General features: G+C 72.5%; 22 protein-coding genes. 15 read left to right on the forward strand and 7 right to left on the reverse strand.

The genetic code is table 11. The features are described 5' to 3' along the window. Window positions 1-5: 5 nt before the first annotated feature. Window positions 6-485 carry a pyridoxamine 5'-phosphate oxidase family protein gene (locus tag GQQ92_RS08860; protein WP_156998896.1) on the reverse strand — a complete coding sequence of 160 codons (480 nt, stop codon included), beginning with the start codon at window positions 483-485 and terminating at the stop codon, window positions 6-8. Window positions 486-858: 373 nt separating this feature from the next. Between GQQ92_RS08860 and GQQ92_RS08865 the strand changes: the two genes are divergently transcribed. From GQQ92_RS08865 to GQQ92_RS08890, 6 genes are all read left to right on the forward strand, one after another. Beyond that, the gene (locus GQQ92_RS08865; protein WP_156998897.1) at window positions 859-2,895 is read left to right on the forward strand and encodes a HelD family protein; all 2,037 of its coding nucleotides are present in this window, start codon (window positions 859-861) and stop codon (window positions 2,893-2,895) included. A gap of 181 nt (window positions 2,896-3,076) precedes the next feature. Beyond that, window positions 3,077-3,991, forward strand: a complete 915-nt coding sequence (locus GQQ92_RS08870) for a lytic transglycosylase domain-containing protein (protein ID WP_232057597.1) — start codon at window positions 3,077-3,079, stop codon at window positions 3,989-3,991. 292 nt (window positions 3,992-4,283) lie between these two features. Next, on the forward strand, window positions 4,284-4,964 hold the full coding sequence (locus tag GQQ92_RS08875; protein WP_156998898.1) for a hypothetical protein: 681 nt from the start codon (window positions 4,284-4,286) through the stop codon (window positions 4,962-4,964). Window positions 4,965-5,093: 129 nt separating this feature from the next. Then, entirely contained in the window at window positions 5,094-5,717 is a 624-nt protein-coding gene (locus GQQ92_RS08880) for a hypothetical protein (protein ID WP_156998899.1), read from the forward strand. Further along, window positions 5,714-6,493, forward strand: a complete 780-nt coding sequence (locus GQQ92_RS08885) for a PspA/IM30 family protein (RefSeq protein WP_156998900.1) — start codon at window positions 5,714-5,716, stop codon at window positions 6,491-6,493. Before GQQ92_RS08880 ends, GQQ92_RS08885 begins: the two co-directional genes overlap by 4 nt. Before the next feature lie 96 nt (window positions 6,494-6,589). Next, complete coding sequence (locus tag GQQ92_RS08890; protein WP_156998901.1) at window positions 6,590-7,342, forward strand: hypothetical protein; 753 nt, start codon at window positions 6,590-6,592, stop codon at window positions 7,340-7,342. Between the two features lie 39 nt (window positions 7,343-7,381). On the opposite strand, the gene GQQ92_RS08895 is transcribed toward GQQ92_RS08890, so the two are convergent. Continuing rightward, window positions 7,382-8,083 carry a DNA alkylation repair protein gene (locus GQQ92_RS08895; RefSeq protein ID WP_269149163.1) on the reverse strand — a complete coding sequence of 234 codons (702 nt, stop codon included), beginning with the start codon at window positions 8,081-8,083 and terminating at the stop codon, window positions 7,382-7,384. Between the two features lie 184 nt (window positions 8,084-8,267). Between GQQ92_RS08895 and GQQ92_RS08900 the strand changes: the two genes are divergently transcribed. From GQQ92_RS08900 to GQQ92_RS08920, 5 genes are all read left to right on the forward strand, one after another. Further along, window positions 8,268-9,314 (forward strand): LacI family DNA-binding transcriptional regulator, encoded by a 1,047-nt coding sequence (locus tag GQQ92_RS08900; RefSeq protein WP_156998902.1) that lies wholly within the window; start codon window positions 8,268-8,270, stop codon window positions 9,312-9,314. A gap of 336 nt (window positions 9,315-9,650) precedes the next feature. Continuing rightward, window positions 9,651-10,391, forward strand: coding sequence for an L-ribulose-5-phosphate 4-epimerase (locus GQQ92_RS08905; protein ID WP_156998903.1), 741 nt, complete (start codon window positions 9,651-9,653; stop codon window positions 10,389-10,391). Then, entirely contained in the window at window positions 10,388-12,046 is a 1,659-nt protein-coding gene (locus GQQ92_RS08910; RefSeq protein WP_156998904.1) for a xylulokinase, read from the forward strand. The genes GQQ92_RS08905 and GQQ92_RS08910 overlap by 4 nt, the downstream gene beginning before the upstream one ends. Window positions 12,047-12,075: 29 nt before the next feature. Continuing rightward, the gene (araA, locus tag GQQ92_RS08915) at window positions 12,076-13,599 is read left to right on the forward strand and encodes an L-arabinose isomerase (protein WP_156998905.1); all 1,524 of its coding nucleotides are present in this window, start codon (window positions 12,076-12,078) and stop codon (window positions 13,597-13,599) included. Then, window positions 13,596-14,516 (forward strand): aldose 1-epimerase family protein, encoded by a 921-nt coding sequence (locus tag GQQ92_RS08920; protein WP_372493353.1) that lies wholly within the window; start codon window positions 13,596-13,598, stop codon window positions 14,514-14,516. The genes araA and GQQ92_RS08920 overlap by 4 nt, the downstream gene beginning before the upstream one ends. Window positions 14,517-14,576: 60 nt before the next feature. Here the strand turns inward: GQQ92_RS08920 and GQQ92_RS08925 are convergent, their stop codons facing one another. Then, complete coding sequence (locus GQQ92_RS08925) at window positions 14,577-15,560, reverse strand: LLM class flavin-dependent oxidoreductase (protein WP_232057598.1); 984 nt, start codon at window positions 15,558-15,560, stop codon at window positions 14,577-14,579. A gap of 143 nt (window positions 15,561-15,703) precedes the next feature. Here GQQ92_RS08925 and prpB point away from each other — a divergent pair, with 143 nt between their 5' ends. After that, window positions 15,704-16,603 (forward strand): methylisocitrate lyase, encoded by a 900-nt coding sequence (gene prpB / locus GQQ92_RS08930; protein WP_156998907.1) that lies wholly within the window; start codon window positions 15,704-15,706, stop codon window positions 16,601-16,603. A gap of 4 nt (window positions 16,604-16,607) precedes the next feature. Here the strand turns inward: prpB and GQQ92_RS08935 are convergent, their stop codons facing one another. Continuing rightward, the gene (locus GQQ92_RS08935; RefSeq protein ID WP_156998908.1) at window positions 16,608-17,006 is read right to left on the reverse strand and encodes a PIN domain-containing protein; all 399 of its coding nucleotides are present in this window, start codon (window positions 17,004-17,006) and stop codon (window positions 16,608-16,610) included. 124 nt (window positions 17,007-17,130) lie between these two features. On the opposite strand from GQQ92_RS08935, the gene GQQ92_RS08940 reads away from it, so the two are divergent. After that, window positions 17,131-17,340 (forward strand): three-helix bundle dimerization domain-containing protein, encoded by a 210-nt coding sequence (locus tag GQQ92_RS08940; RefSeq protein ID WP_156998909.1) that lies wholly within the window; start codon window positions 17,131-17,133, stop codon window positions 17,338-17,340. A gap of 16 nt (window positions 17,341-17,356) precedes the next feature. On the opposite strand, the gene GQQ92_RS08945 is transcribed toward GQQ92_RS08940, so the two are convergent. The 3 genes from GQQ92_RS08945 to GQQ92_RS08955 all read right to left on the reverse strand — a co-directional run bounded on the left by GQQ92_RS08945 (window position 17,357) and on the right by GQQ92_RS08955 (window position 20,330). Next, on the reverse strand, window positions 17,357-18,025 hold the full coding sequence (locus tag GQQ92_RS08945) for a GAP family protein (protein WP_197738173.1): 669 nt from the start codon (window positions 18,023-18,025) through the stop codon (window positions 17,357-17,359). Between the two features lie 16 nt (window positions 18,026-18,041). After that, on the reverse strand, window positions 18,042-19,280 hold the full coding sequence (locus GQQ92_RS08950; RefSeq protein WP_156998911.1) for an AI-2E family transporter: 1,239 nt from the start codon (window positions 19,278-19,280) through the stop codon (window positions 18,042-18,044). Window positions 19,281-19,352: 72 nt separating this feature from the next. Then, window positions 19,353-20,330, reverse strand: a complete 978-nt coding sequence (locus GQQ92_RS08955) for a zinc-binding dehydrogenase (RefSeq protein WP_156998912.1) — start codon at window positions 20,328-20,330, stop codon at window positions 19,353-19,355. Window positions 20,331-20,514: 184 nt separating this feature from the next. On the opposite strand from GQQ92_RS08955, the gene GQQ92_RS08960 reads away from it, so the two are divergent. Together GQQ92_RS08960 and GQQ92_RS08965 are read left to right on the forward strand one after the other, a co-directional pair. Further along, window positions 20,515-21,795, forward strand: coding sequence for a flavin-dependent oxidoreductase (locus GQQ92_RS08960; protein ID WP_156998913.1), 1,281 nt, complete (start codon window positions 20,515-20,517; stop codon window positions 21,793-21,795). Beyond that, a complete protein-coding gene (locus GQQ92_RS08965) occupies window positions 21,792-22,295 on the forward strand; it encodes a MarR family winged helix-turn-helix transcriptional regulator (RefSeq protein ID WP_156998914.1) in 504 nt (167 codons plus the stop codon). The genes GQQ92_RS08960 and GQQ92_RS08965 overlap by 4 nt, the downstream gene beginning before the upstream one ends. Window positions 22,296-22,389 lie beyond the last annotated feature (94 nt).

Here is a 22,389-nt window from a genome sequence, read left to right on the forward strand (position 1 = left end):
GCTGTTCAGAGCGTGACGGTCTCGTTCTCGCCGCCCTCGTAGCGCTCGCCGGTCGCCTTCGCCTTGACGAAGCTGATCAGCGTCGCGAGGCGTCCGCCCGGGCTGTCCCAGTACTCGCCCGACTCGGCGGTGACCTTGATGAGGATCGCGTTCGGGCTCTGCGGGCCGTCGGGCAGCCATGCCTCGACCGCGGCGTCCCACAGCTCGTCCTTGCGCGCCGCATCGTCGACGAGCTCTGCGACGCCCGCGAAGGAGACGAAGGTCGAGCCCGAGTTCAGGGTCACGCCCACGTTCGCGTTCGCCGAGATCTCGCTCGCGTCGCGCGAGTCGCGTTCGGCGAAGTACCAGATCTCGCCGTCGTCGGTCACCTCGCGGGGCGACATCGGGCGGGAGACCAGCCTGCCGTCGTCGGTCACGGTGGTCAGCCAGCCGAACGGGATGCCGCGCGCGAGTTCGATGATCTTCTGCTGCTCGGTGCCGGGCATGGGTCCTCCTTCGATTCGTCGTACGGTTCCGACGCTAGGCGGGCGGAGATCCGGTCGAAAGGGATTGACTTCACAGGCGGATGCACGGGCGCCTGCGCCGTCGACGACCTCGATGCCGGCGTGCCGGCGCGGCATCCGGGGCCGGTAGAATCGACGGTTCCGCCGCACGAGGGGTACCGACATCAGCAGCAGCCTTCCCACCACGCCGATCGCCGAGGAGCAGGCGGCGCTCGACCGCATCCGCGAGGTCGTCGCCGCGCTCGTCGAGCAGGAGACCGAGTACCTCCGGGCCACCCTCGGGCGACCGAGCGAGGGGCTCAACCTCACCGAGCGCGACGCGCTCGTCGCCCACCACGCGCAGCGGCTCCAGGGCTTGCAGACGGCGTCGTACGGGCTGCTCTTCGGCGGGGTCGAGACCGACGAGGGCGGGCGGTTCCGCATCGGCCGCATCGGCCTGAGCGACCCCGACGACGGCGAGCGGCTGCTCATCGACTGGCGCGCCCCCGTCGCGCGCGCCTTCTACACCGCGACGCCCCTGCACCGCGAGGGCCTGAAGGCCAGGCGGCGCATCACCTCGACCGACCGCACCGTCACGGCGGTGTACGACGAGCCGCTGCTCGTCGACGACCTCGACGACCTCGACGACGGTCGCGATGCCGCGCTCATGGCCGCCCTCGACCGGCCCCGCTCGCAGCACATGAGCGACATCGTGGGCACCATCCAGCGCGAGCAGGACGCGATCATCCGCGGGCCGCTCGCCGGCACGCTCGTCGTGCAGGGCGGGCCCGGCACCGGCAAGACCGCGGTCGCCCTGCAGCGTGCGGCGTACCTGCTCTACGAGCACCGCAACCGGCTGTCGAAGTCGGTCGTGCTCATCGTCGGGCCGAACCTGCGGTTCCTCGAGTACATCTCCCAGGTGCTGCCCTCCCTCGGCGAGGACTCCGCGGTGCTCGTCACGCCGGGCACCCTCGTGCCGGGGGTCACGGCGACCGCGACCGAATCCGGCCCGGCGGCCGAGTTCAAGGGCCGGCTCGAGATCGTCGACGCGCTGAAGCGGGCGGTGCGCGACGCGCAGGTGCCGACCGGCGGCGGCACGCGCGTGCTGCGCCCGGCCGGCCTGAAGCCGATGACCCTCGACGGGCGCATGCTGCACCGCGTGCGCACCCGCGGCCGGTCGGGCGGCACGCCGCACAACGCGGCGAGGCCGAAGTTCGAGAAGGCGCTGCTCACCGAGATCCTCCGGCTCGAAGACGAGGAGCACGGCTCGTCGTCGATGGAGGACTGGGAGCGCCGGGCCGACTGGGCCGAGGATCCCGCCGTGCAGGAGCTCTTCGACGAGCTCTGGCCGCTGCTCGATCCCGTCGAGATGGTGCGCGGGCTGTTCGGCGATGCCGACCGGTTCGACGCCGTGTTCCCCGGTCTCGACCCCGTGCTGCGCTCGGCGCTGCTCCGGCCCCGCGAGCAGGGGCTCACCCCGGCCGACATCCCGCTCGTCGACGAACTCGCCGAACTGCTCGGCGACGATCCGCGCCCGGCCGCGGCCGCCGCAGCGAGTGCCCGTTCCGATCGCGCCACCGACGTCGAGTACGCGCAGAACGTGCTCGACATGGTCACCGACGCCGATGCCGACGCCGACCACGTGAGCGCCCCGGTCTCCATCGTGAGCGCCGCCGCGCTCGCCGACCGGCAGGCCGCGGGCGACGGGCGCACCCCCGCCGAACGCGCGGGCTCCGACCGCGAGTGGGTCTACGGGCACGTGATCGTCGACGAGGCGCAGGAGACGAGCCCCATGCTCCTGCGCGCGCTCATCCGACGCTGCCCGACCCGTTCGATGACCCTCGTCGGCGACGCGAACCAGTACACGGCGACCGACGCCCCCTTCACCTGGGCCGGGCTCCTCGACCCACAGGTGCCCCGCTGGAACCGCACCGACCTCACGGTCAACTACCGCACGCCGGGGCGCATCATGCGGATCGCGACCGGGGTGCTGCGCCGGGTCGACCCCGACGCACCCGAGCCCACGTCGGCCCGTGCCGGCGAGCACGAGCCGCGCGTGGTGCGCGTCGACCCCGCAGAGCTCGGCGAGGCCACCGCCCGCGCGGCCGCCGACGCGCTCGCCGCGAGCGAGGGCACCGTCGGCGTGATCGCCCCGCTCGGCGTCCTGGGCGCGTTGCGCGATCTGCGCGCCGCCGAGGTCGGCAAGACCACGGCGCAGGGCGGGTCCGACCGGCTCTGGGTCGGCACGCCCGACGACGCGAAGGGCCTCGAGTTCGACGCGGTCGTCGTCGCGGTGCCGCGGATGCCCGCGCCCGAGGCGGTGTCCACGGCGACGTGGAAGCGGCTCTACGTCGCCCTCACCCGGCCCACGCAACGGCTCACGGTCGTGGAGGCGGGCGACGCGGTCGGCTGAACCGGTCGCGGTCGCGGTCGCGCGGGCAGGTGCCACGTGCACCTTGGGGCAAACCCGTGCGTCGCGGGCGGTGCGCGCGTAGGGTGAGGGAGCGGGTCATCGCCGCCGGGTTCGAACGAGCCGGCGGCGACCGATCCGGCGGGCACGCCCTGATCCACCGCCCGAACGGAGCCACCGAACGATGTTCCTGGACGACGACCTCGACGCCGACGAGCACGGCGGCCCTCGCCCTGCGCGGCAGCGGGTCACCGGCTGGCGGGTGCTGCGTCTGGCGGCCGCGTACACCGGTGCCGTGGTCGGCGTCGTCGCGCTCGTGGTCGGCGTGGTCGTCGCGGTCAACATGATGGGCACGGCGACGAACCCGGGCGGGTTCGCGGCGCCCGCCGCGGGCGGACCGCGCGCGGCGCTGCCGCCGACGGTCGAGTTGCCCGAGCCCGTTGCCGGCACCGGCGAGGCCGAGGTCGACGCCGCCGCGGAGCCCGCCCCGCTCGAGGAGCCGACCGAGCTGTCGGGGGCTGCACCCGGCGCCACGCCGATCGAGATCATCGACGAGCAGTGGATCGCGACCGTCGCCGCCTCCACCGGCATCCCCGAGCGCGCCCTCACCGCCTACGCGCTCGCGCATGTGCTGAGCTCGGTCGAAGAGCCCGATTGCGGTCTCGACTGGGCCACGATCGCGGCGATCGGCCGCATCGAGTCCGGCCACGCCGGCCACGGGTCGACCGTGCTCGACGAGAACGGCAGCGCCAGCCCGCCGATCATCGGGCGGGCGCTCGACGGTCGCGATACGGCGAAGATCGCCGACACCGACGGCGGGCGCTTCGACGGCGACACCACGTGGGATCGCGCGGTCGGCCCGATGCAGTTCATCCCCTCGACGTGGGCGAAGTGGGGCGCCGACGCGAACGGCGACGGCATCGCCGACCCGAACCAGATCGACGACGCCGCTCTTGCGACCGCGCGGTACCTCTGCGCCTCCGGCCCGATGACGAGCGTCGACGGGTGGCGGGCCGCGGTGTTCTCCTACAACCACGACAACGACTACGTCGACGAGGTGGCGAAGGTCGCGCTCGAGTACGCCGAGTCGGCCGGCTGACGTTCCGTGCACCGGGAGGGCGGCGCGATCGGCGGCCTGAACTCCCGGTGAACTCCACTGACGGGCACTTGCCGGTTCCGTCGGGGTCGCCGAAGCTGTGGGCACGCGCAACGGCTGAGGAGGCCATCTTGTTCGCAGACGAGGGCATGCAGGTGCTCGGCTTCCTGCTCTTCCTGTTCCTGCTGCTCATCGCCACGGTGACCGTCGGCGTGGCCGCCGGTCGTCGGAGGTGAGCTCGCGCGGCACCGGCGTCGCGGTTCGCGCCCCTCGGCGAGCACGCGTCCGCTGGTCGATGCTCGCTGCCGGGCTCTTCCTCGTCTCCGCAGGGCTCCAGCTCGCGGCATCCCTCGAGCGCTGGGTCGTCGCGCGCGATGCGTGGACGCGCACCGACCTCTGGGTCGAGGACCACCGGTTCGACTACTCGTTCCCCGCGGACCCGTGGGAGAACCTCGGCGCGGCGGCGGAGATGTTCGGGGCAGGTACCGTCCTCCTGGCGCTCGGCATCATGGCGATGACCCGGGCCGTCGAGGGCAGCGTCGACGGGCTGATCGGCCTGCTCGCCGGAGTCACCGCCGCCGGCTTCGCCGTCTCCGGCCTGCACGCCCTCCTCTCGGGGCTGATCGACGCCCCATCCCCGCTGCAGTTCCTGCCGGTGCAGCTGTTCCTCGGCGCGATCGGATTCGTCGGCCTCGGCATCCTCGCCTCCATCTGGTGGCGTGCGTCGCCGGCGACGGCCGTGGCGTGCGTGATGCTGCTCGGGGCGACGCTGCCGGGCACCCTGCTGGCTGCGTTCCAGATCGCGCCGGCCATCGTCGGCTCCCAGTCGTACGACACGACCGCGTGGACGGAGACGATCGTCGCGGCCGTGCCGGGCGGGGCCGGGCTGGCGATGCTCACCGCGGCCGCGGCCGCCGCACTGCCGAGGGGCGTCGCGCGCCGGCCGCGGAACCTTTCCGCGGCATCCGGCGGCTGACCCGGACGACCCCGTCTCCTGCGTGCCGCCTGCGAATCCGTCGACGGCACTCCCGGTTCCCGCGATTCCGGGGTAGTCTCACCACACGCGTTATATCGCGTATTGGCGACGTCGTCGGAGTGAACGGGGGTGGTGCTCGTGACGGGCATCGAGGCGATCCTGATCGGGCTCGGCGTGATCGTGCTGTTCTCGTTCTGCGTCATGACGGCGTTCGTGCTCTTCGTGCGCTCGCTCGTGCGGCGGGCGCGCCGCAACCGCGCGCTGAGCGGCGCGACGCTGCGCACGAGAGCCCGCGTCGCGCGCGGCCCCCAGCGCACCGTGCTCGCGCTGCGGGTGCGCCTCGACGAGACCCTGCGGAGCGGAGGCGCCGCCGTCGAGCTCCTCGCCGACGCCTCCCGAAGCGAGCTGCCGCGACTGTTCCGCCGCATCCGCGACGAGGCCTCGGTGCTCGACCTGCAACTGCGCCTCATGGAATCCGAGACCGACGCGGCGGCGCTCGCCGACGAACTCCCGGCCGCACGCAACCGCGTCGAGCAGGTCGAGGGGCTCGTCAAGCAGGTGCGCTCCGCGGTGGCATCCGGCCTCTCCGGCTCGACCGACGATGCGCTCTCGGCGCTGGGCTCCGAAGTCGAACGCGAGGTCGCGGCCCTGCACGCGGGCATCGAACAGCTCCAGGCGCTCAACCGGCGCGACGGCCGAGCCGAGCCGCGCCCGACCACGACATCCGTCCGCAACGAGGGGAACCAGCGATGAGCAACGCCAACAGCAACTCGGCCCGCATGAAGACCATCTTCCGCAGCAAGACCGCCAAGGCGCTCGACCGCATGGAGGATCCGCGCGAGACCCTCGACGACAGTTACGACCAGCAGGTGAAACTGCTCCAGCAGGTGCGTCTCGCGGTCGCCGAGGTCGCCACCGCGAAGAAGCGCATCGAACTGCAGGGCGAGGAGATGGGCGCGCGCTACCAACGGCTCGGCTCGCAGGCCGCCGAGGCGCTCGCGCAGGGCCGGGAAGACCTCGCGCGCGCCGCGCTCGAACGTCGCGCGATGCTCGAGGGGCAGGTGGCGCAGCTCCAGAAGCAGTTCACCTCCCTCCAGCAGCAGACCGCGCAGCTCCAGGAACGCGAGCGGCGGCTGACCGACCAGGTCGCGGCGTTCCGCATCGAGAAGGAGACGATCAAGGCCACCTACACCGCCTCCGAGGCGCAGGTGCGTGCGAACGAGGCCGTCTCGGGCATCAGCAACAGCATCACCGATGTCGGGTCCAGCCTCGACCGGGCCCGCGACCGCGTCGCGCAGATGCAGGCGCGTGCCGCCGCGACCGACGAGCTCCTCGCGAGCGGAGCCCTCACCGACCTCACCGCGGCCCCCGACGCCGACATCGAGCGCCAGCTCGCCGCCGTCTCGGCCCAGGCCGAGATCGAACGCCAACTGCAGGCGCTGAAGGGCGCCGACGCGCCCGGAGCGGGCGGCGGCTCCGCGCAATCGGGATCCGGCGGCTGGCTCGGCATCGGACAGGGCGGCGCGTAGGCCGCGGGGAGCGCTGCCCGATCGGGCACGCCCCGCGGCACCGCCGTCGGCCTCGGCAATCGGAGCGCCCCTCCTTCCCGGACGTATCGTGTCGAGGTGCAGCATGCGACGCATGACCAGCGCGAGCCCCGACGGGACGCGTCCACGACGAGAGCACCCGCTGCGGAGGCATCCGCACGATCGCTCTCGCCGTCGTTGCTGGCCCTCCAACGCTCGGCCGGCAATCAGGCAACGACCGCGTACGTGCAGCGAAGCGTGCTCGACGACCTCTGGAACCGCGGACTGTTCGACGGCTCGATGCTCGCGCAGGCCGACCCCGGCCTGCCCAGGTCGCTCATCAGCCACTACATGTCGGCCGCCGGCGCCGCGTACGCGCTCACGAGAGCGGAGATGATCGAGGTCGACGCGTTCACGAACGTGTTCTCATGGTTTCCTGCGATCGCCGCAGAGCGCAACCGGCTCATCGCCGCCGCCGAAGCCGACCCGGCGCCGCCCAGCGAGTTCCGGCAGTTCACAGCCGTCGTCAGCGGCGCACGCGGTCGCGGCGCGGCGCAGAAGAACCAGACCCTCGGCAACTTCACCGTGACGCTCGAGGGCACGCTGACCGTCACGAAGGGCCCGACTGGGGCCCTCGCCGAGTTCACCGGGACCGCGACCTACTACGACTACTGGGACTTCGATCCGAAGCCCATGGCGACCTTCGTCGACGGCACCAGCGGGCGCAGCACCGCCGGGGAGCTCAAGACCTGGGTGGGTGCGCTCATGGAGGGCACGCCGTTCGCGATCGACAGCGCCGACACCGTGGCCGTCTCACAGCATCAGTTCGACGATCATGCCGCGATCACCTGATGCCGGCCAGGGGCCGCGGGCGCGGTCGCGGTCGCGGGACTACGCGCCCTCGCGGCGGCGCACGATCTCGCCGATCCAGGCCGGCGCGAACGGCGAGGTGCAGTTCGGCGGCGTCGGGTAGTCCTTCAGCACCTCGAGACGCTCGCCGATGTCGAGGGCGCGCGCGCGGAGCCCCGGGTTGAAGATGCCGATGTTCGCGAGGCACTCGTTCATCGCCCACTGCAGGCGATCGGGGGCATCCTTCATCTCGGCCTCGATGAGGTCGAGCAGGCCGGGCAGATCGAGCCCGTCGGGCGACTTCTTCACGCGCTCGGTCGTGAGCGCCCACCCGGCGCTCGCGACCACGGGGTCGGCGTCGTCGAACCAGGCGAGCCGCAGTTCTTCCACGTGCGGGCTCTTCTTCACCACGTAGTTGACGAGCCAATCGTGCACCTTCGGCGCCCGCGCCTCGCGCAGCATCGCGTCGAGCTCTGCCGCGGTGTACTGCTTCGGCCGGCAGATGAGCAACGCGACGAGGCGTGCGGCCGTGTCGTCGGTGTCCCAGAGCCGCCCCGAGAGGTCGTGATCGGTCTTCAGCCGCTTGGCGACGCCCCGCAGCTTGGTCAGGTTGACCCCGTGGTCGTCGCCGTGGCGCTCGTTGACCTCGCGCATCTTCGGATCCTCGAGGCTCGCGAGTTCGGCGAGCACCTCGCCGACGCGGTCGTCGGTGCCGGGTTCGACCGTCGGCGCACCTGTCGTCACGTGGGTCTCCTTCGTCTGCGTCGCCGAGCGTCCGCCCGGGCTTTCAGCCTACGTCGGCGCGCCCGCGCGCGCTCGGCTCCGCATCGGACGGTGCGAGGGCGAGCGGATGCCGCAGCGCGGGCGCTTCGGCGCGGCATCCGTCTATGCTCGATCCGACATCGGGCGAGCGAGGAGGGACGGTTCCATGCAGGCATCCGGCTCCGATCGCGCGGTCGAGGATCGCCCGGTCGAGGATCGCCCGGCGAGCGGACGCGCCGTCGGCGTGCGCGAGGTCGCCGCGCTCGCAGGGGTGTCGCGCCAGACCGTCTCGCGCGTGCTGAACGCGCACCCGCAGATCAAGGAGTCGACGCGGCGCCGGGTCATGGACGCCATCGCCGAGCTCGAGTACACCCCGAACTTCGCCGCCAGGGCCCTCGGCACGAAGCGGTCGCGCACGATCGGGGTGCTCGCCTCCGACTCGCGGCACTACGGGCCGTCGACGAGCATCGCGGCCCTCGAGGCGGCGGCGCGTGCGGCGGGCCACTGGGTCAGCACCGCGTACGTCGACTCCGAGGATCTCGGGTCGGTGTCGGCGGGCATCTCGCACCTGCGGGGGCAGGCCGTCGACGGCATCGTCGTGGTGGCCCCGCATGTGCGCGTGCTCGAGGCGCTCGACGGCCTCCGCCTCGACGTGCCGGTCGTGACCCTGCTCGCCGGCGGCCGAGATGGTCGGAGCCCGGCCGTCGACCAGATCGAGGGTGCGCGCATCGCGACCCGGCACCTCGTCGAACTGGGGCACACGCGCATCGCGCACCTCGCCGGTCCGTCCGACTGGCTCGAGGCCAGCTCGCGCGAACACGGGTTCGCGCTCGAGCTCGCGGCCCACGGGCTCGAAGCCGTCGCCGTCGTGCGGGGCGACTGGTCGGCGCGCTCGGGATATGCCGCGGCCGCCGAACTGTCGGCCGCCCGGCCGACCGCCGTGGTCGCGGCGAACGACCAGATGGCCCTCGGCCTCATGCGGCACCTGCGCGAGCACGGGGGAGCGGTGCCCGAGACGCTGAGCGTGGTGGGCTTCGACGACATCCCCGATGCGGAGTTCTTCTGGCCGCCGCTCACGACCGTGCGCCAGGACTTCGACGAACTCGCCCGCCGCGCGGTCGCGGCGCTGCTCGAGGGCGGCGCCGACGGCGCATCCGGCCGCCCGATGCTCGTGCCCGAGCTCATCGTGCGCGCGTCGACGGCCCCGCGCTGACGCCTGCGCCCTTCTTCGACCTTTTTCAGGAGGGGGTGTGGGGGGGGGGGGGGGGGGCCGCCCCCCCCCCCCCCCGCCCCCCCCCCCCGCGCCCCCCCCCCCCCCCCCCACACCCCCTCCTGAAAAGTGAAATCGGGGAGGAGAGGGGCGGCCGCGCGGATTGACTCGCGGGCCGCCGCTTGGCAGAATGTGACCGGTCACAGTCGCGATTCGCGGCCGGTCGCAACGGAGGACGAACCACGTGAGTGCAGCACCCCGGGCATCGAAGCCCGATCGAATCGCCGAGCGCTACCGGCACGCCGCCGATCGCAGTACGGTTTCAGGCGTGGTGGCGGCATGAGCGGCGGCGCCCTCGAGCACGGGTTCGCCCCCGACGTCGAGGCGGCGATCGCGCGGGTGCGTACCGAGGTGGCGAAGTTGCATGCCGAGTTGACGCGGTATGGGCTGGTGGTCTGGACGGGCGGCAATGTCAGCGGTCGGGTGCCGGGTGCGGATCTGTTCGTGATCAAGCCGTCGGGTGTGAGCTATGACGAGTTGGCGCCGGAGAACATGATCCTGTGCGATCTGGACGGCAACGTGATCGAGGGCACCCCGGGTGCTGAGCGGTCGCCGTCGTCGGATACGGCGGCGCATGCGTACGTGTATCGGAACATGCCCGAGGTGGGCGGTGTGGTGCACACGCATTCGACGTATGCGGTGGCGTGGGCGGCGCGCAATGAGCCGATTCCGTGTGTGATCACGGCGATGGCCGATGAGTTCGGGGGGCCGATTCCGGTGGGTCCGTTCGCGATCATCGGTGATGACTCGATCGGTCGGGGCATCGTGGAGACGTTGTCGGGGCATCGCAGCCGGGCGGTGTTGATGGCGAACCATGGTCCGTTCACGATCGGGTCGAGTGCGAAGGATGCGGTCAAGGCGGCGGTGATGGTCGAGGATGTCGCGCGCACGGTGCATCTGGCGCGTGAGGCGGGCCCGTTGGTCCCGATCCCGCAGGACGCGATCGACCGGTTGTACGACCGCTACCAGAACGTCTACGGACAGAGCAGCGACGCTCGTCGAAAGGAACCCACGGCATGACCGACTCCACCACTCAGCAGACGGATGCCGCGCGCGCGGCGATCCTCGAGGGGCGCACGTCGCTCGGCATCGAGCTCGGCTCGACGCGCATCAAGGCGTGCCTCGTCGATGCCGACGACCCGACCCGCGTGCTCGCCGTCGGCAGCCACGCGTGGGAGAACCAGTTCGTCGACCGCGTCTGGACGTACGCGCTCGAGGACGTCTGGTCGGGCCTGCAGGCGGCGTACGCCGACCTCGTCGCTGACATGCGCGCCCGGTACGGCGCCGACGCGCCCGCGACGTTCGGCGCGATCGGCGTCTCGGCGATGATGCACGGCTACCTCGCGTTCGACGAGGCGGGCGAGCTGCTCGTGCCGTTCCGCACGTGGCGCAACACGTCGACGGGCGCGGCATCCGCCGAGCTCAGCGAGCGCTTCGGCGTGAACATCCCGCTGCGGTGGTCGATCGCGCACCTGCACCAGGCGGTGCTCGACGGCGAGGCGCACGTTCCCGACATCCGCTTCGTGACGACCCTGGCGGGGTACGTGCACTGGAAGCTCACGGGCGAGAAGGTGTTGGGCGTCGGCGACGCGTCGGGCATGTTCCCCATCAGCGCGGCCCCGATCAGCACCGCCCCGATCAGCGCGGCCCCGATCAGCGCGGCCCACGGCTACGACGCGGCGCTCGTCGCGTCGTACGACGAACTCGTCGGCGAGCGGATGCCGCGGCCGCTCCTCGAGCTGCTGCCGGCCTCGCTCGACGCGGGCGCCGACGCCGGCTCGCTCACCGCCGACGGTGCGGCCCTGCTCGACCCGAGCGGAACGCTGCAGCCCGGGATTCCGCTATGCCCGCCCGAGGGCGACGCGGGCACCGGCATGGTCGCGACGAACTCGGTGGCCCCGCGCACCGGCAACGTGAGCGCCGGCACGAGCATCTTCGCGATGGTCGTGCTCGAACGCCCGCTCGAGCACGCCCACCACGAGCTCGACCTCGTGACCACGCCCGCGGGCGACCCGGTCGCGATGGTGCACTGCAACAACGGGGCGAGCGAGCTCGCCGCGTGGGCGGGCGTGTTCGGGCAGTTCGCCGCGGCATCCGGAACCCCGCTCGACGGCGACGCCGTCTTCGAGGCGCTGTTCGCGGCCGCGCTCGAGGGCGAGGCCGACGCGGGCGGGCTCCTCGCCTACAACCACCTCGCCGGGGAGCCCATCGCGGGCCTCGTCGAGGGGCGTCCGCTCATCGTGCGCACGCCCGACAGCCGGCTCACGCTCGCCAACTTCATGCGCGCCCAGCTCTACGGCGTGTTCGGCACCCTCGCGCTCGGCATGCGCGTGCTCTCGGGCGAGGGCGTCGAGCTCGACCGCATGTTCGCGCACGGCGGCATGTTCCGCACGGCGGGGGTCGCCCAGCGCTTCCTCGCGGGCGCGCTCGATGCGCCCGTCGCGGTCGGCGAGACCGCCTCCGAGGGCGGCGCGTGGGGCATCGCGGTGCTCGCGTCGTACCGCTCCCGCGGCGCGGGGCGCAGCCTCGGCGCCTACCTCGACGAGACGGTCTTCGCGAACGCGGCGATCGACACCGTCGATCCCGATCCGGCGGATGCCGCCGGCTTCGCCGACTACCTCGACCGCTACCGGGCCGGCCTCGCCGCCGAGGCCGCCGCCGTCGAAGCACTCTGATCTCTCCCACCCCAGCAGAAGGACTCCTCATGGCACGCACCCCGCTCACCACCTCGCTCGACCAGTACGAGGTCTGGTTCCTCACCGGCAGCCAGCACCTCTACGGCCCCGAGACCCTCGCACAGGTCGCGGCGCAGTCGGAGCAGATCGCCGCGACGCTCGACGCGGCATCCGACGTGCCCGTGAAGGTCGTCTGGCTGCCCGTGCTCACCGACTCGGCCGCGATCAAGCAGGTCGCCCTCGAGGCGAACGCCGCCCCGAACGTCATCGGCGTCGTCGCGTGGATGCACACGTTCAGCCCCGCGAAGATGTGGATCGCCGGCCTCGACGCCCTGCAGAAGCCGCTCGCGCACCTGCACACGCAGGCCAACGTCGAGCTGCCCTACGCCGAGATCGACTTCGACTTCATGAACCTCAACCAGGCCGCGCACGGCGACCGCGAGTTCGGCTACATCCAGACCCGCCTCGGCGTGCCGCGCAAGACGATCGTCGGCCACGCGAGCGACGCGCAGGTGCAGCGCGAGCTCGGCACCTGGCAGCGGGCCGCGGCCGGCCTCGCGGCATCCCGCGACCTGCGGCTCGCGCGCTTCGGCGACAACATGCGCTACGTCGCCGTCACCGAGGGCGACAAGACCGAGGCCGAGCTGCGGCTCGGCGTGCAGGTCAACACGTGGGGCGTCAACGAGCTCGCCGAGGCGGTGGCCGCGGCATCCGAGGCCGAGATCGACGAGCTCGTCGCGGTCTACGAGGCCGAGTACGACGTCGTGCCCGAACTGCGCAAGGGCGGCGAGCGCCACCAGTCGCTGCGCGACGGCGCCGCGATCGAGATCGGGCTGCGCTCGTTCCTCGAGGAGGGCGGCTTCGGCGCGTTCACCACGAGCTTCGAGGACCTCGGCGAGTTGAAGCAGCTGCCGGGCCTCGCGGTGCAGCGCCTCATGGCCGAGGGCTACGGCTTCGGCGCCGAGGGCGACTGGAAGACCGCCGTGCTCGTGCGCATCGCGAACGTCATGGGCGCCGGCCTTCCGGGCGGGGCGAGCCTCATGGAGGACTACACCTACGACCTGACCCCCGGCGACGAGGTCATCCTCGGCGCGCACATGCTCGAGGTCTCGCCCTCGCTCACCGCGTCGAAGCCGAGCCTCGAGATCCACCCGCTCGGCATCGGCGGCAAGGACGACCCCGTGCGCCTCGTCTTCACGGCCGACGCGGGCCCGGCCGTCGTGGTCGCGATGAGCGACATGCGCGACCGGTTCCGGCTCACGGCCAACGTGGTCGAGAACGTCGAGCTGCGGCATCCGCTGCCCAAGCTGCCCGTCGGCCGTGCCGTCTGGAAGCCGGCCCCCGACTTCAAGACGAGCGCCGCGGCCTGGCTCACGGCCGGCGCCGCGCACCACACCGTCATGTCGACGGCCGTCGGCATCGAGGTGTTCCGCGACTTCGCCGAGATGGCCAAGCTCGAGCTGCTCGTCATCGACGAGGACACGACCACCCGCGACTTCCAGCGCGAGGTGCGCTGGAACCAGGCCTACTACCGACTCGCGCAGGGCCTGTGACCTCGGTGAACGAGCTCTCGGGGTACCAGCACGAGATCGCCGCACACGGCTACGCGGCGAGCATCGCGAGCGTGGGGGCGTCGCTGCGCACGCTGACGTTCGAGGGGCGCGACCTGATCGTGCCGTTCGCGGCCGACGAGGTGCGTCCCGCCTACCGCGGGGCGACCCTCGTGCCGTGGCCGAACCGCGTGGTCGACGGCCGGTACCGCTTCGGCGGCGTCGAGCAGCAGCTGGCGCTCACGGAGCCCGAGCGCGGCCACGCCCTGCACGGCCTCGCGGTCTGGCTCGACTTCGAGCCCGTCGTCCGCGAGAGCGCGCGGGTGGTGCTCGCGGCCGTCGTCGAGGCGCAGGCGGGCTACCCGCACCGACTCGAGGTCGAGGTCGAGTTCCGCATCGACGAGGCGGGCCTGCACACGCAGGTCACGGCCACGAACACCGGCTCGGATGCCGCGCCCTACGGCACGGGTCCGCACCCGTACCTCGTGGCCGGCGAGGGCGCGGTCGACGACTGGACGCTCGAGCTGCCCGCCGCGACCGTGCTCGAGGTGACGCCCGACCGGCTGATCCCGACCGCGCCGGCGCCGGTCGCGAAGGAGCGCGACGGCGATTCGTTCGACTACCGGATGCCGCAGCGCATCGGGGCCACGGAGATCGACCACGCCTTCACGGGCCTCGCGTACGACGCCGAGGGCATCGTGCAGGCCAGGCTCACCGCGCCCGACGGGCGCGGCGTCGGCATGCTCTGGGGCGAGGAGTGCCCGTGGGTGCAGATCCACACCGCCGACGGCAGCGGCCGCACCGGCCTCGCCGTCGAGCCGATGACCTGCCCGCCCGACGCGTTCAACTCGGGCACCGACCTCATCGTGCTCGAACCGGGCGCGGCGAGCTCCGCCGGGTGGACGATCTTCGCGATCTGACGCGCCGGCTGGGGCCCGGCCGGCCACCGCTTCTCGACGGGAGCGGTGGTCGACCGGGCCTCAGCCGGGCAGCACCTCGGCGAGGGCGTCGAGCGACCCGAGCCGGTCGTCGCCGACGGGGGCGAGCACGACCGAGCTCGCACCCGCGGCGTGACGTGCGGCGATGCGTTCGCGAACCCCTGCCGGAGTCCCGGCGAGCGAGAGCTCGGCGACCCACTCGTCGGGCATCCGGGCTGCGAACTCGTCGGGACCTGCGCTCTCGAGCCGCAGACGGGCGAGCTCCTCGGCGAATGGCAGACCCACGAGATGCGGTGACCAGTCGGGCTCGCCGACGTACGCGAGGCCGGGGCGCACCTGCGCGAGCGCCGCCGCATCGTCGGCGTGGACCGCCGCGACGTCGTAGCTCACGACGATCGGAGCGGCACCGGCATCCGTCGCCGGCATGCCGCCCTGCACCTGCGCGAGCGCCGCCGCGACGTAGGCCGGGACCGCCGGTTCGGCGAGGACGACGCCGTCGGCCGTCGCGCCGGCCAGGCCGAGCGACTTCGGGCCGCGCACGCCGAGCAGCACGGGAGGCGGAGCGTCGGGCCGTTCGGAGAGGACGACCCCCTCGACGTCGACGTATCGGCCGGCGGCCGGACCGGGCTCGCCGCGGAGCAGCGTGCGCACGGCGATCGTGTACTCGGCGAGCAGGGTCAGCGGGCTGGCGGGCCAGGCGCCGACCTGCCGCATCCACGCGGGCATGCCGTGCCCGATGCCGGCGATGAGGCGGCCGGGGAAGAGCTGGGCGAGCGTGCCGAGCTCCATCGCGCTGAACGCCGCGTTGCGCGCCCCCGCGGGCAGGATGCCGACGCCGACCGAGATGCGCTCGGTCACCGCGAGCACGACGCCGGCCTGGGCGATACCGCCCCGGAAGCCGAGGTCTTCGACCACCCAGAGCTCGTCGAAGCCGAGCGCCTCGGCCCGGCGGGCGTACGGCAGCACCTGTTCGATGGGGAGGTCTCGGGGAAGCATCACGCCGACGCGTGCACGGGGGCTGGTCACGGAGGCATCCTCGCAGATCGGCGGCGCGCCGAGGGTTCCGATGAGCGGCAGGGTCGGCGGGCGGCGCCCCGTGGACGGGTAGCCTGAGAGACGGACCCGCCGGCTCGACGAACGCCGCATGCGGCCCGCGAAAGGACACGCCGATGCTCTACTCCCAGACTCCTGCGACCGAGAAGCGCCGCCTGTTCCGCGAACGCCTGGCATCGGGCGAGCTGCTGCGGTTCCCGGGGGCGTTCAATCCGCTCTCGGCGCGACTCATCGAACGCAAGGGGTTCGAGGGCGTCTACATCTCGGGTGCCGTGCTCTCGGCCGATCTCGGGCTGCCCGACATCGGCCTGACGACCCTCACCGAGGTTGCGGGCCGCGGGCAGCAGATCGCCCGCATGACCGACCTGCCGGCGATCATCGACGCAGACACCGGCTTCGGCGAGCCCATGAACGTCGCCCGCACCATCCAGACTCTCGAAGACGCCGGGCTCGCGGGCACCCACATCGAGGACCAGATCAACCCGAAGCGCTGCGGGCACCTCGACGGCAAGGCCGTCGTCGACGAGAACACGGCGATCAAGCGCATCCGCGCGGCCGCCGACGCCCGCCGCGACCCGAACTTCCTCATCATGGCGCGCACCGACATCCGCGCCGTCGAGGGGCTCGACGCCGCGATCGACCGTGCCAAGGCGCTCGTCGACGCCGGCGCCGACGCGATCTTCCCCGAGGCGATGCGCGACCTCGGCGAGTTCGAGGCCATGCGCAACGCGCTCGACGTGCCGATTCTCGCCAACATGACCGAGTTCGGCAAGAGCGACCTGTTCTCGGTCGAGCAGCTCCGCAGCGCGGGCGTGAACATCGTCATCTGGCCGGTGTCGCTGCTGCGCATCGCCATGGGCGCGGCCGGGCGGGCGCTCGACACGATCGTCGACGAGGGCCACCTCACCTCGAAGCTCGGCGAGATGCAGCACCGCGCCGACCTCTACGACCTCGTCGACTACGAGGCGTACAACCACTTCGACCAGGACGTCTTCAACTTCGAGATCGCGCGCTGAGCGTTCAGCGCGCGAGGTCGTCGAACTCGGCGATCGGGATGCGCCCGGTCGCCGCGTCGCGCAGCACCGGATCGTCGGTGACGAGCGCGTCGGCCTGCAGCACCGCCACCGCCAGGTACTCGGCCGGCGTCACGTCGGGCCAGTCGAGCTGTGTGGCGAGCTTGAACGCGGTCGATCGGGAGACCCGGTCGCCGAGCAGCCGGATCTTCAGCTCGGCGAGCCCCTCGAGCTCGGCACGCGCGGTGCGCTCGTCGAGCCGCCCCGCCCTGACCTCGGTGTAGAGCCGAGACAGCACGTGCGAGCGCAGCACCGAGGGTGCCACGAGCTGTCGGCCGGCGCTCGGCTCGAGCGGGTCGCGGATGAGTCGCAGCGCGACGGCGGCGTCGATGGCGTAGCGGGTCATGCTCCGATCGTCGCAGGCCCCGACGACGACCGACAGCCCCATCGGGACGCGCTCCGCTGAACAGCTGCTGGGACTGCGACCGCGGACGTTGACGCGGCGCGACGCCGGGGCGCAGACTCGCCCCATGGATGAACGCGAAGCCGCCGAACTGCGCAGCGTCGAAGAGGTCGTCGATCGACTCGTCGAGAAGTACCCGGGCGTCGACCGGCGGACGGTCGAGCAGATCGTCGCCGAGGAGCATCACGAGTTCGACGGGCGCCGCGTCCGCGACTTCGTGCCGGTGCTCGTCGAGAAGAGCGCCAAGAAACGGGTCAAGGCGCTGCAGCGCGCCTGACGCGCGCCGTGCGGCGTCAGAAGCGGCTGAGCCCGCTGCCGAGCACGACCACGCCGATCAGCAGCACGATGAGCGAGGTGACGACGCCGCTGTTGCGGACGAGCCAGTCCTGCCAGATGAGGAGCCGCGGTTCCATGCGGTGCGGGGCGATGAGCGTGACGATGATGGGCACCGCGACCGTGGAGGCGGCGATCGCCGCGTAGACGCCGATCGAGATCGCCGAGGCGCCGAGGTCGAGGTCTTCGCCGCGGATCGCGAGGCCGGCGGCGATGGCGAGCAGGATCGCCTTCGGACGGATGTTCAGCACGAGGGCGAGGCCCACGGCCTGCCACGGGCCGATGCGGTCGACCGATCTCAGCCACGCGGGCAGCTCGGTGCGGGTCGAGCGCCGGGCGCGACGCCACGAGACGATCGCCAGCACGATGAGCGCGATGCCGATCGCGGACTCCCACAGGCCGATGGCCGTGTTCGGGCGCAGGCCGAGCTTGGGCGCCGGGATGAGCTGCGCCGAGAGCGTGCAGAGCGAGACGACGAGCAGCAGGCCCGAGACCCACCCGATGAGGAAGGGCAGCGCCGTGCGGCCGCGGTTCGGGGAGAGCAGCAGCACGATGGTGGCCATGATCGGCACGGAGCTGACCGCGGCGGCGACGGCGATCGGGAGCAGGTGTCCGATGGCGGCGAGCATGTCTCGTCCTCGCCGCTCAGTCGCGGGCCGCGTCGTCGGCCGGGCTCGCCGGTTCCGCGGTCTCGGCGGAGGGCAGGGCGGCGACCTCGCCGGACTTCTTCGCGCGACGGGCCGCCCGGCGCGCGGCATCCGAGGTCGCGAGGCTCGCCTTCGCCTCGTCGAGGTCGCCGAGCAGCGGACGTACCCACGGCATGCGCGGGTTGGTGTCGATGAGCAGGAGGCGCACGAGGAGGGTGAGCGGGATCGCGAGGATCGCGCCGGTCGGCCCCAGCACGATCGCCCAGAACAGCACCGAGAAGAACGTGATGGTCTGGCTGAGCGCGACGGCGTTGCCGACGACGCGCGGCTGCACGATCGACTGCACGCCGGCGTTCACGATGCCGTACAGCACGATGACGGCGATCACCGTCTGCCAGCCGCCGGTGAGGGCGCCGAAGACGATGGGCGGGATGATCGCGATGAAGTAGCCGACGTTGGGGATGAAGCTGCAGATGAACGACAGCAGGCCCCAGATGAACGCGCCGGGCACGCCGAGCACCTCGAGGACGACCCAGTTGATGAGACCCTGGGCGATGCCGAGCGCGGTCGTGACCACCATGTAGCGGCGGACGTTGCTCGCGTAATCGGCGACGGCGCGGACGAACAACGGGCGCCGGGTCTCGATCTGCCGCAGCGCGGCCGGCAGGAGCGCGGCGTCCATCGCCATGAGCAGCAGCATCGTGAAGATGATGACGAAGGTCGAGGTCAGGCCCACGAGACCGCCCGCCAACCCCCAGACGACCTGGGCGATCTGCCCGACGTCGAAGCTGCCGAGCGCCGCGCTGATCTCGGCGGAGTCGATGCCGACGGAGGCCAGCCACGTGCCGACGCCCGCGATCCACGCGTGGATCTCGGGGGCGAACTGGGGCAGCAGCTCGGCGAACTGGCTGAGGGCCACGAGCACCGCGTACCCGAACACGAGCAGGAGCGCGACGACGGCGACGATGACCGCGCCCGTGGCGATGCCGCGGGGCACCCCCCGACGTTCGAGGGCGACCCGGAGCGGATGCACGCAGATCGTGAGCACGAGCGCGAGGAACACGGGCGCGACGATCGAGGAGATCTGGGCGAGGCCGATGACGGCCAGCGTGCCGCCGCCGAGTCCCATGAGGATGAACGCATTGCGGTGCAACGGGGTCGCGGCCGCGGCCGCAGCGGCGGCATCCGGGGCCTCATGCTCCGGTTCGGGCTCGGGGTGCTTCCGGTTCCACCACATCGAGGTCAGGCTAGTGCCAGAGCGGCTCGGCGTGGGGGAGATGCGGCGGATGCGTCGTGAACGCGGTCGGGGCTAGGGGCGCAGCAGCACCTTGCCGACCCGTCCGGCGGTCGTGCTCGCGTCGACCGCGTCGGCGATGTCCTCGAGCGGGAAGACGCCCGCGACCGGCAGGGTGAGCTCGCCCGAGACCACGAGCCGCATGAGCTCGCCGAAGAGCCTCGTGCGGGTGGCGGGGTCCATCTCGCGGCTGACCGTGCTGCCCCAGAAGCCCTTGACGGTGGCCTGCTTGAAGATGACGTCGCCCGAGGCGATCTTCATCGTCGGGGACTCCATGGCGCCGAACACGACGAGGGTGCCGTTCACGGCGAGCAGCGACAGCACGTCGCCCGCCGAGGTGCCGCCGACCGAGTCGACGCCGGAGACGATCGGCGCGCCGTCGGTGAGGGCGGCGACCTCGTCGCGCCAGTCGGGGGAGTCGGTCGCGACGATGTTCCCGATGCCCTGCTCGCGCAGTTCGGCGACGCCCTCGGCCCGGCGCACGAGCCCGACGACGTTGACGCCGCGGGCGGCGGCGATCTGCGCCACCATTCGGCCGACCGCGCCGTTCGCGGCGTTCTGCACGAGCCAGTCGCCCGCCTCCAGGCCGAGGAAGTCGAGCAGGCTGAGCGCGCTGAACGGCATCGACACGAGCTGGGCGGCCGTCTCGTCGGCGAGCGCGTCGGGCACGGGGATGAGTCCGGCCGCGCCGGCGACGAAGTACTCGGACCACACGCCGAACGTGCCGCCGGTGACGACGCGCTGGCCGACCTGCAACTCGGTGACGTCGGCGCCGAGCGCGTCGACGACGCCGACGGCCTCGGTGCCGGCGCGCGCCGGGAGGTCGGGCTTGAAACCGTAGGTGCCCCGCACCGTCCACAGGTCGTGGTTGTGGATCGGCGAGAGCAGGGTGCGCACGCGCACCTGGTGCGGCCCCGGCTCGGGGAGCGGGACGTCCTGCACCGCGAGCACGCGCTCGGGGGCGTCGAAGGTGGAATGCATGAGTGCGCGCATGGAGCGGCTCCGTTCATCGGTCTTCGGGTGCGGACGGGGCGATGCCGTCCGATGGACGGCCGGTCGCGACGTGCTCCCCAGTCTGCTGCCCCGAGTTGGCAGCTCCCTGCGAACCCGAACCCGAACCCGCTTGACAGACATTTATGTTTGTTGCAAACTCAATTACCACTTGCAAGGAGGCAGCGTGAAGATCATCATCGTCGGAGCCGGCATCGGCGGACTGGCCACGGCCCTGAGCCTCGAGGCGGCGGGGTACGACGACGTGATCGTCGTCGAACGCGCCAGGGAGCTCCGCCCGCTGGGGGTCGGCATCAACCTGCTGCCGCACGCGGTGCGCGAGCTCACCGAACTCGGACTCGCCGACGCCGTGGCCGCCATCGGCACCGCACCCGGCCGGCTCTCGTACTTCAACCGGTTCGGCCAGCCCGTGTGGAGCGAGCCCCGCGGCCTCGAGGCCGGATACCGCTGGCCGCAGCTCTCGGTGCACCGCGGCGAGTTCCAACTGCTGCTCGCCGAGGAGGTGCGCCGACGCCTCGGCGCCGACGCGATCCGCCTCGGCCTGCGCGCGACGGGCGTCGAGCACGGCGTCGCGGGCGCCGACGGGCGCGTCGTCGAACGGGCGAGGTTCGCGGATGCCGCGGGCGCCGAACTCGTGCTCGACGCCGACGTGGTCATCGGAGCCGACGGCATCCACTCGGCGCTCCGGGCGCAGGCGCACCCGTCCGAGGGCGCGCCGCCGTGGAACCGCCTCGTGCTCTGGCGCGGCACCGCCCTCGCGCCGACGTACCTCGACGGCCGCACCATGATCATGGCCGGCGACGCCGAGCAGAAGTTCGTCGCCTACCCGCTCGTCGCACCGGGCGCGGAGGACGGCCTCACGCGCGTCAACTTCATCGCCGAGCGTCGCGCGCCCGAGGGCGTCGACGAGACCGCCGACTGGAACCACGCCGTCGATCCGGCACCCATCGTCGAGCTCTTCGCCGACTGGCGCTTCGACTGGCTCGACGTGCCGGCGGTCATCGCGGCCGCCGACGAGATCCTCGAGTACCCCATGGTCGACCGCGACCCGCTCGCCTCGTGGACCATCGGCCGCACGACCCTCCTCGGCGACGCCGCGCACGCCCTCTACCCGAACGGCTCGAACGGGGCCTCGCAGGCGATCCTCGACGCGCGGTCGCTCGCCTTCCGCCTCGCGACCTCGGTCGACGTCGACGCCGCGCTCGCCGCCTACGAGGGCGACCGGCGCCCGGCGACCACGAAGCTCAACGCGATGACCAGGCAGCTCGGGCCCGAGCGGGTCATGCAGCTCGCCTACGAGCGCGCGCCGCACGGGTTCGCCGACATCCACGACGTCATTCCCGAGGCCGAGCTGCAGGAGATCGCCGACGGCTACAAGGTGGCCGCCGGATTCCACCCCGAGCAGCTCAACCAGCGCTCCTCGCTCACCCCGCCCGCCCGCGCATGAGCGCGGACGACGCGGCACCCGACCAGATCGGCGACCTCGACGTCGCCCGGCTCAGCGGGCTCATCTCGCCGTTGCGGCGCAGCCTGCTGCGGGCCGCGCGGGCCGCCGAGCACCTGCCCGACATCCCCGACGCGCAGATCGAGGTGCTGCGCGCCCTGCCGAAGGGCGTCATGCGCAGCCCCGTCGAACTCGCCGAGGAGCTCAGCCTGAACCGCACCACGGTGAGCAACCTGCTGAAGGCGATGGAGGCGTCGAGGCTCGTCACACGCGAAGCGGATGCCGCAGACCGCCGCCGCGTCGAGGTGCGCGCCTCGGCCGAGGCCCACGGGCTGCTCGACCGGTTCGATGCCGCGAGCGCGACGCTCCTGACCGACACCCTCGCCGGACTGCCGCCCGCGGACGCGACCGCGCTCGCCGCGGCGCTGCCCGCCCTCGAGCGGCTGCACGAGCGCCTGCAGGCGCAGCAGCGCGCGGCACGCGGCATCCGCCCGACCGCCTGAACTGCTTGCCCGAGGCGCGGCATCCGCCTGCCCGACCGACCTGCCGCCCCGCGAATTCAGGAGATCCGGGCGTACGGATGCCGCAGCGCCGCCG

Source organism: Agromyces terreus (genome assembly GCF_009749465.1).
Lineage (GTDB): Bacteria > Actinomycetota > Actinomycetes > Actinomycetales > Microbacteriaceae > Agromyces > Agromyces terreus.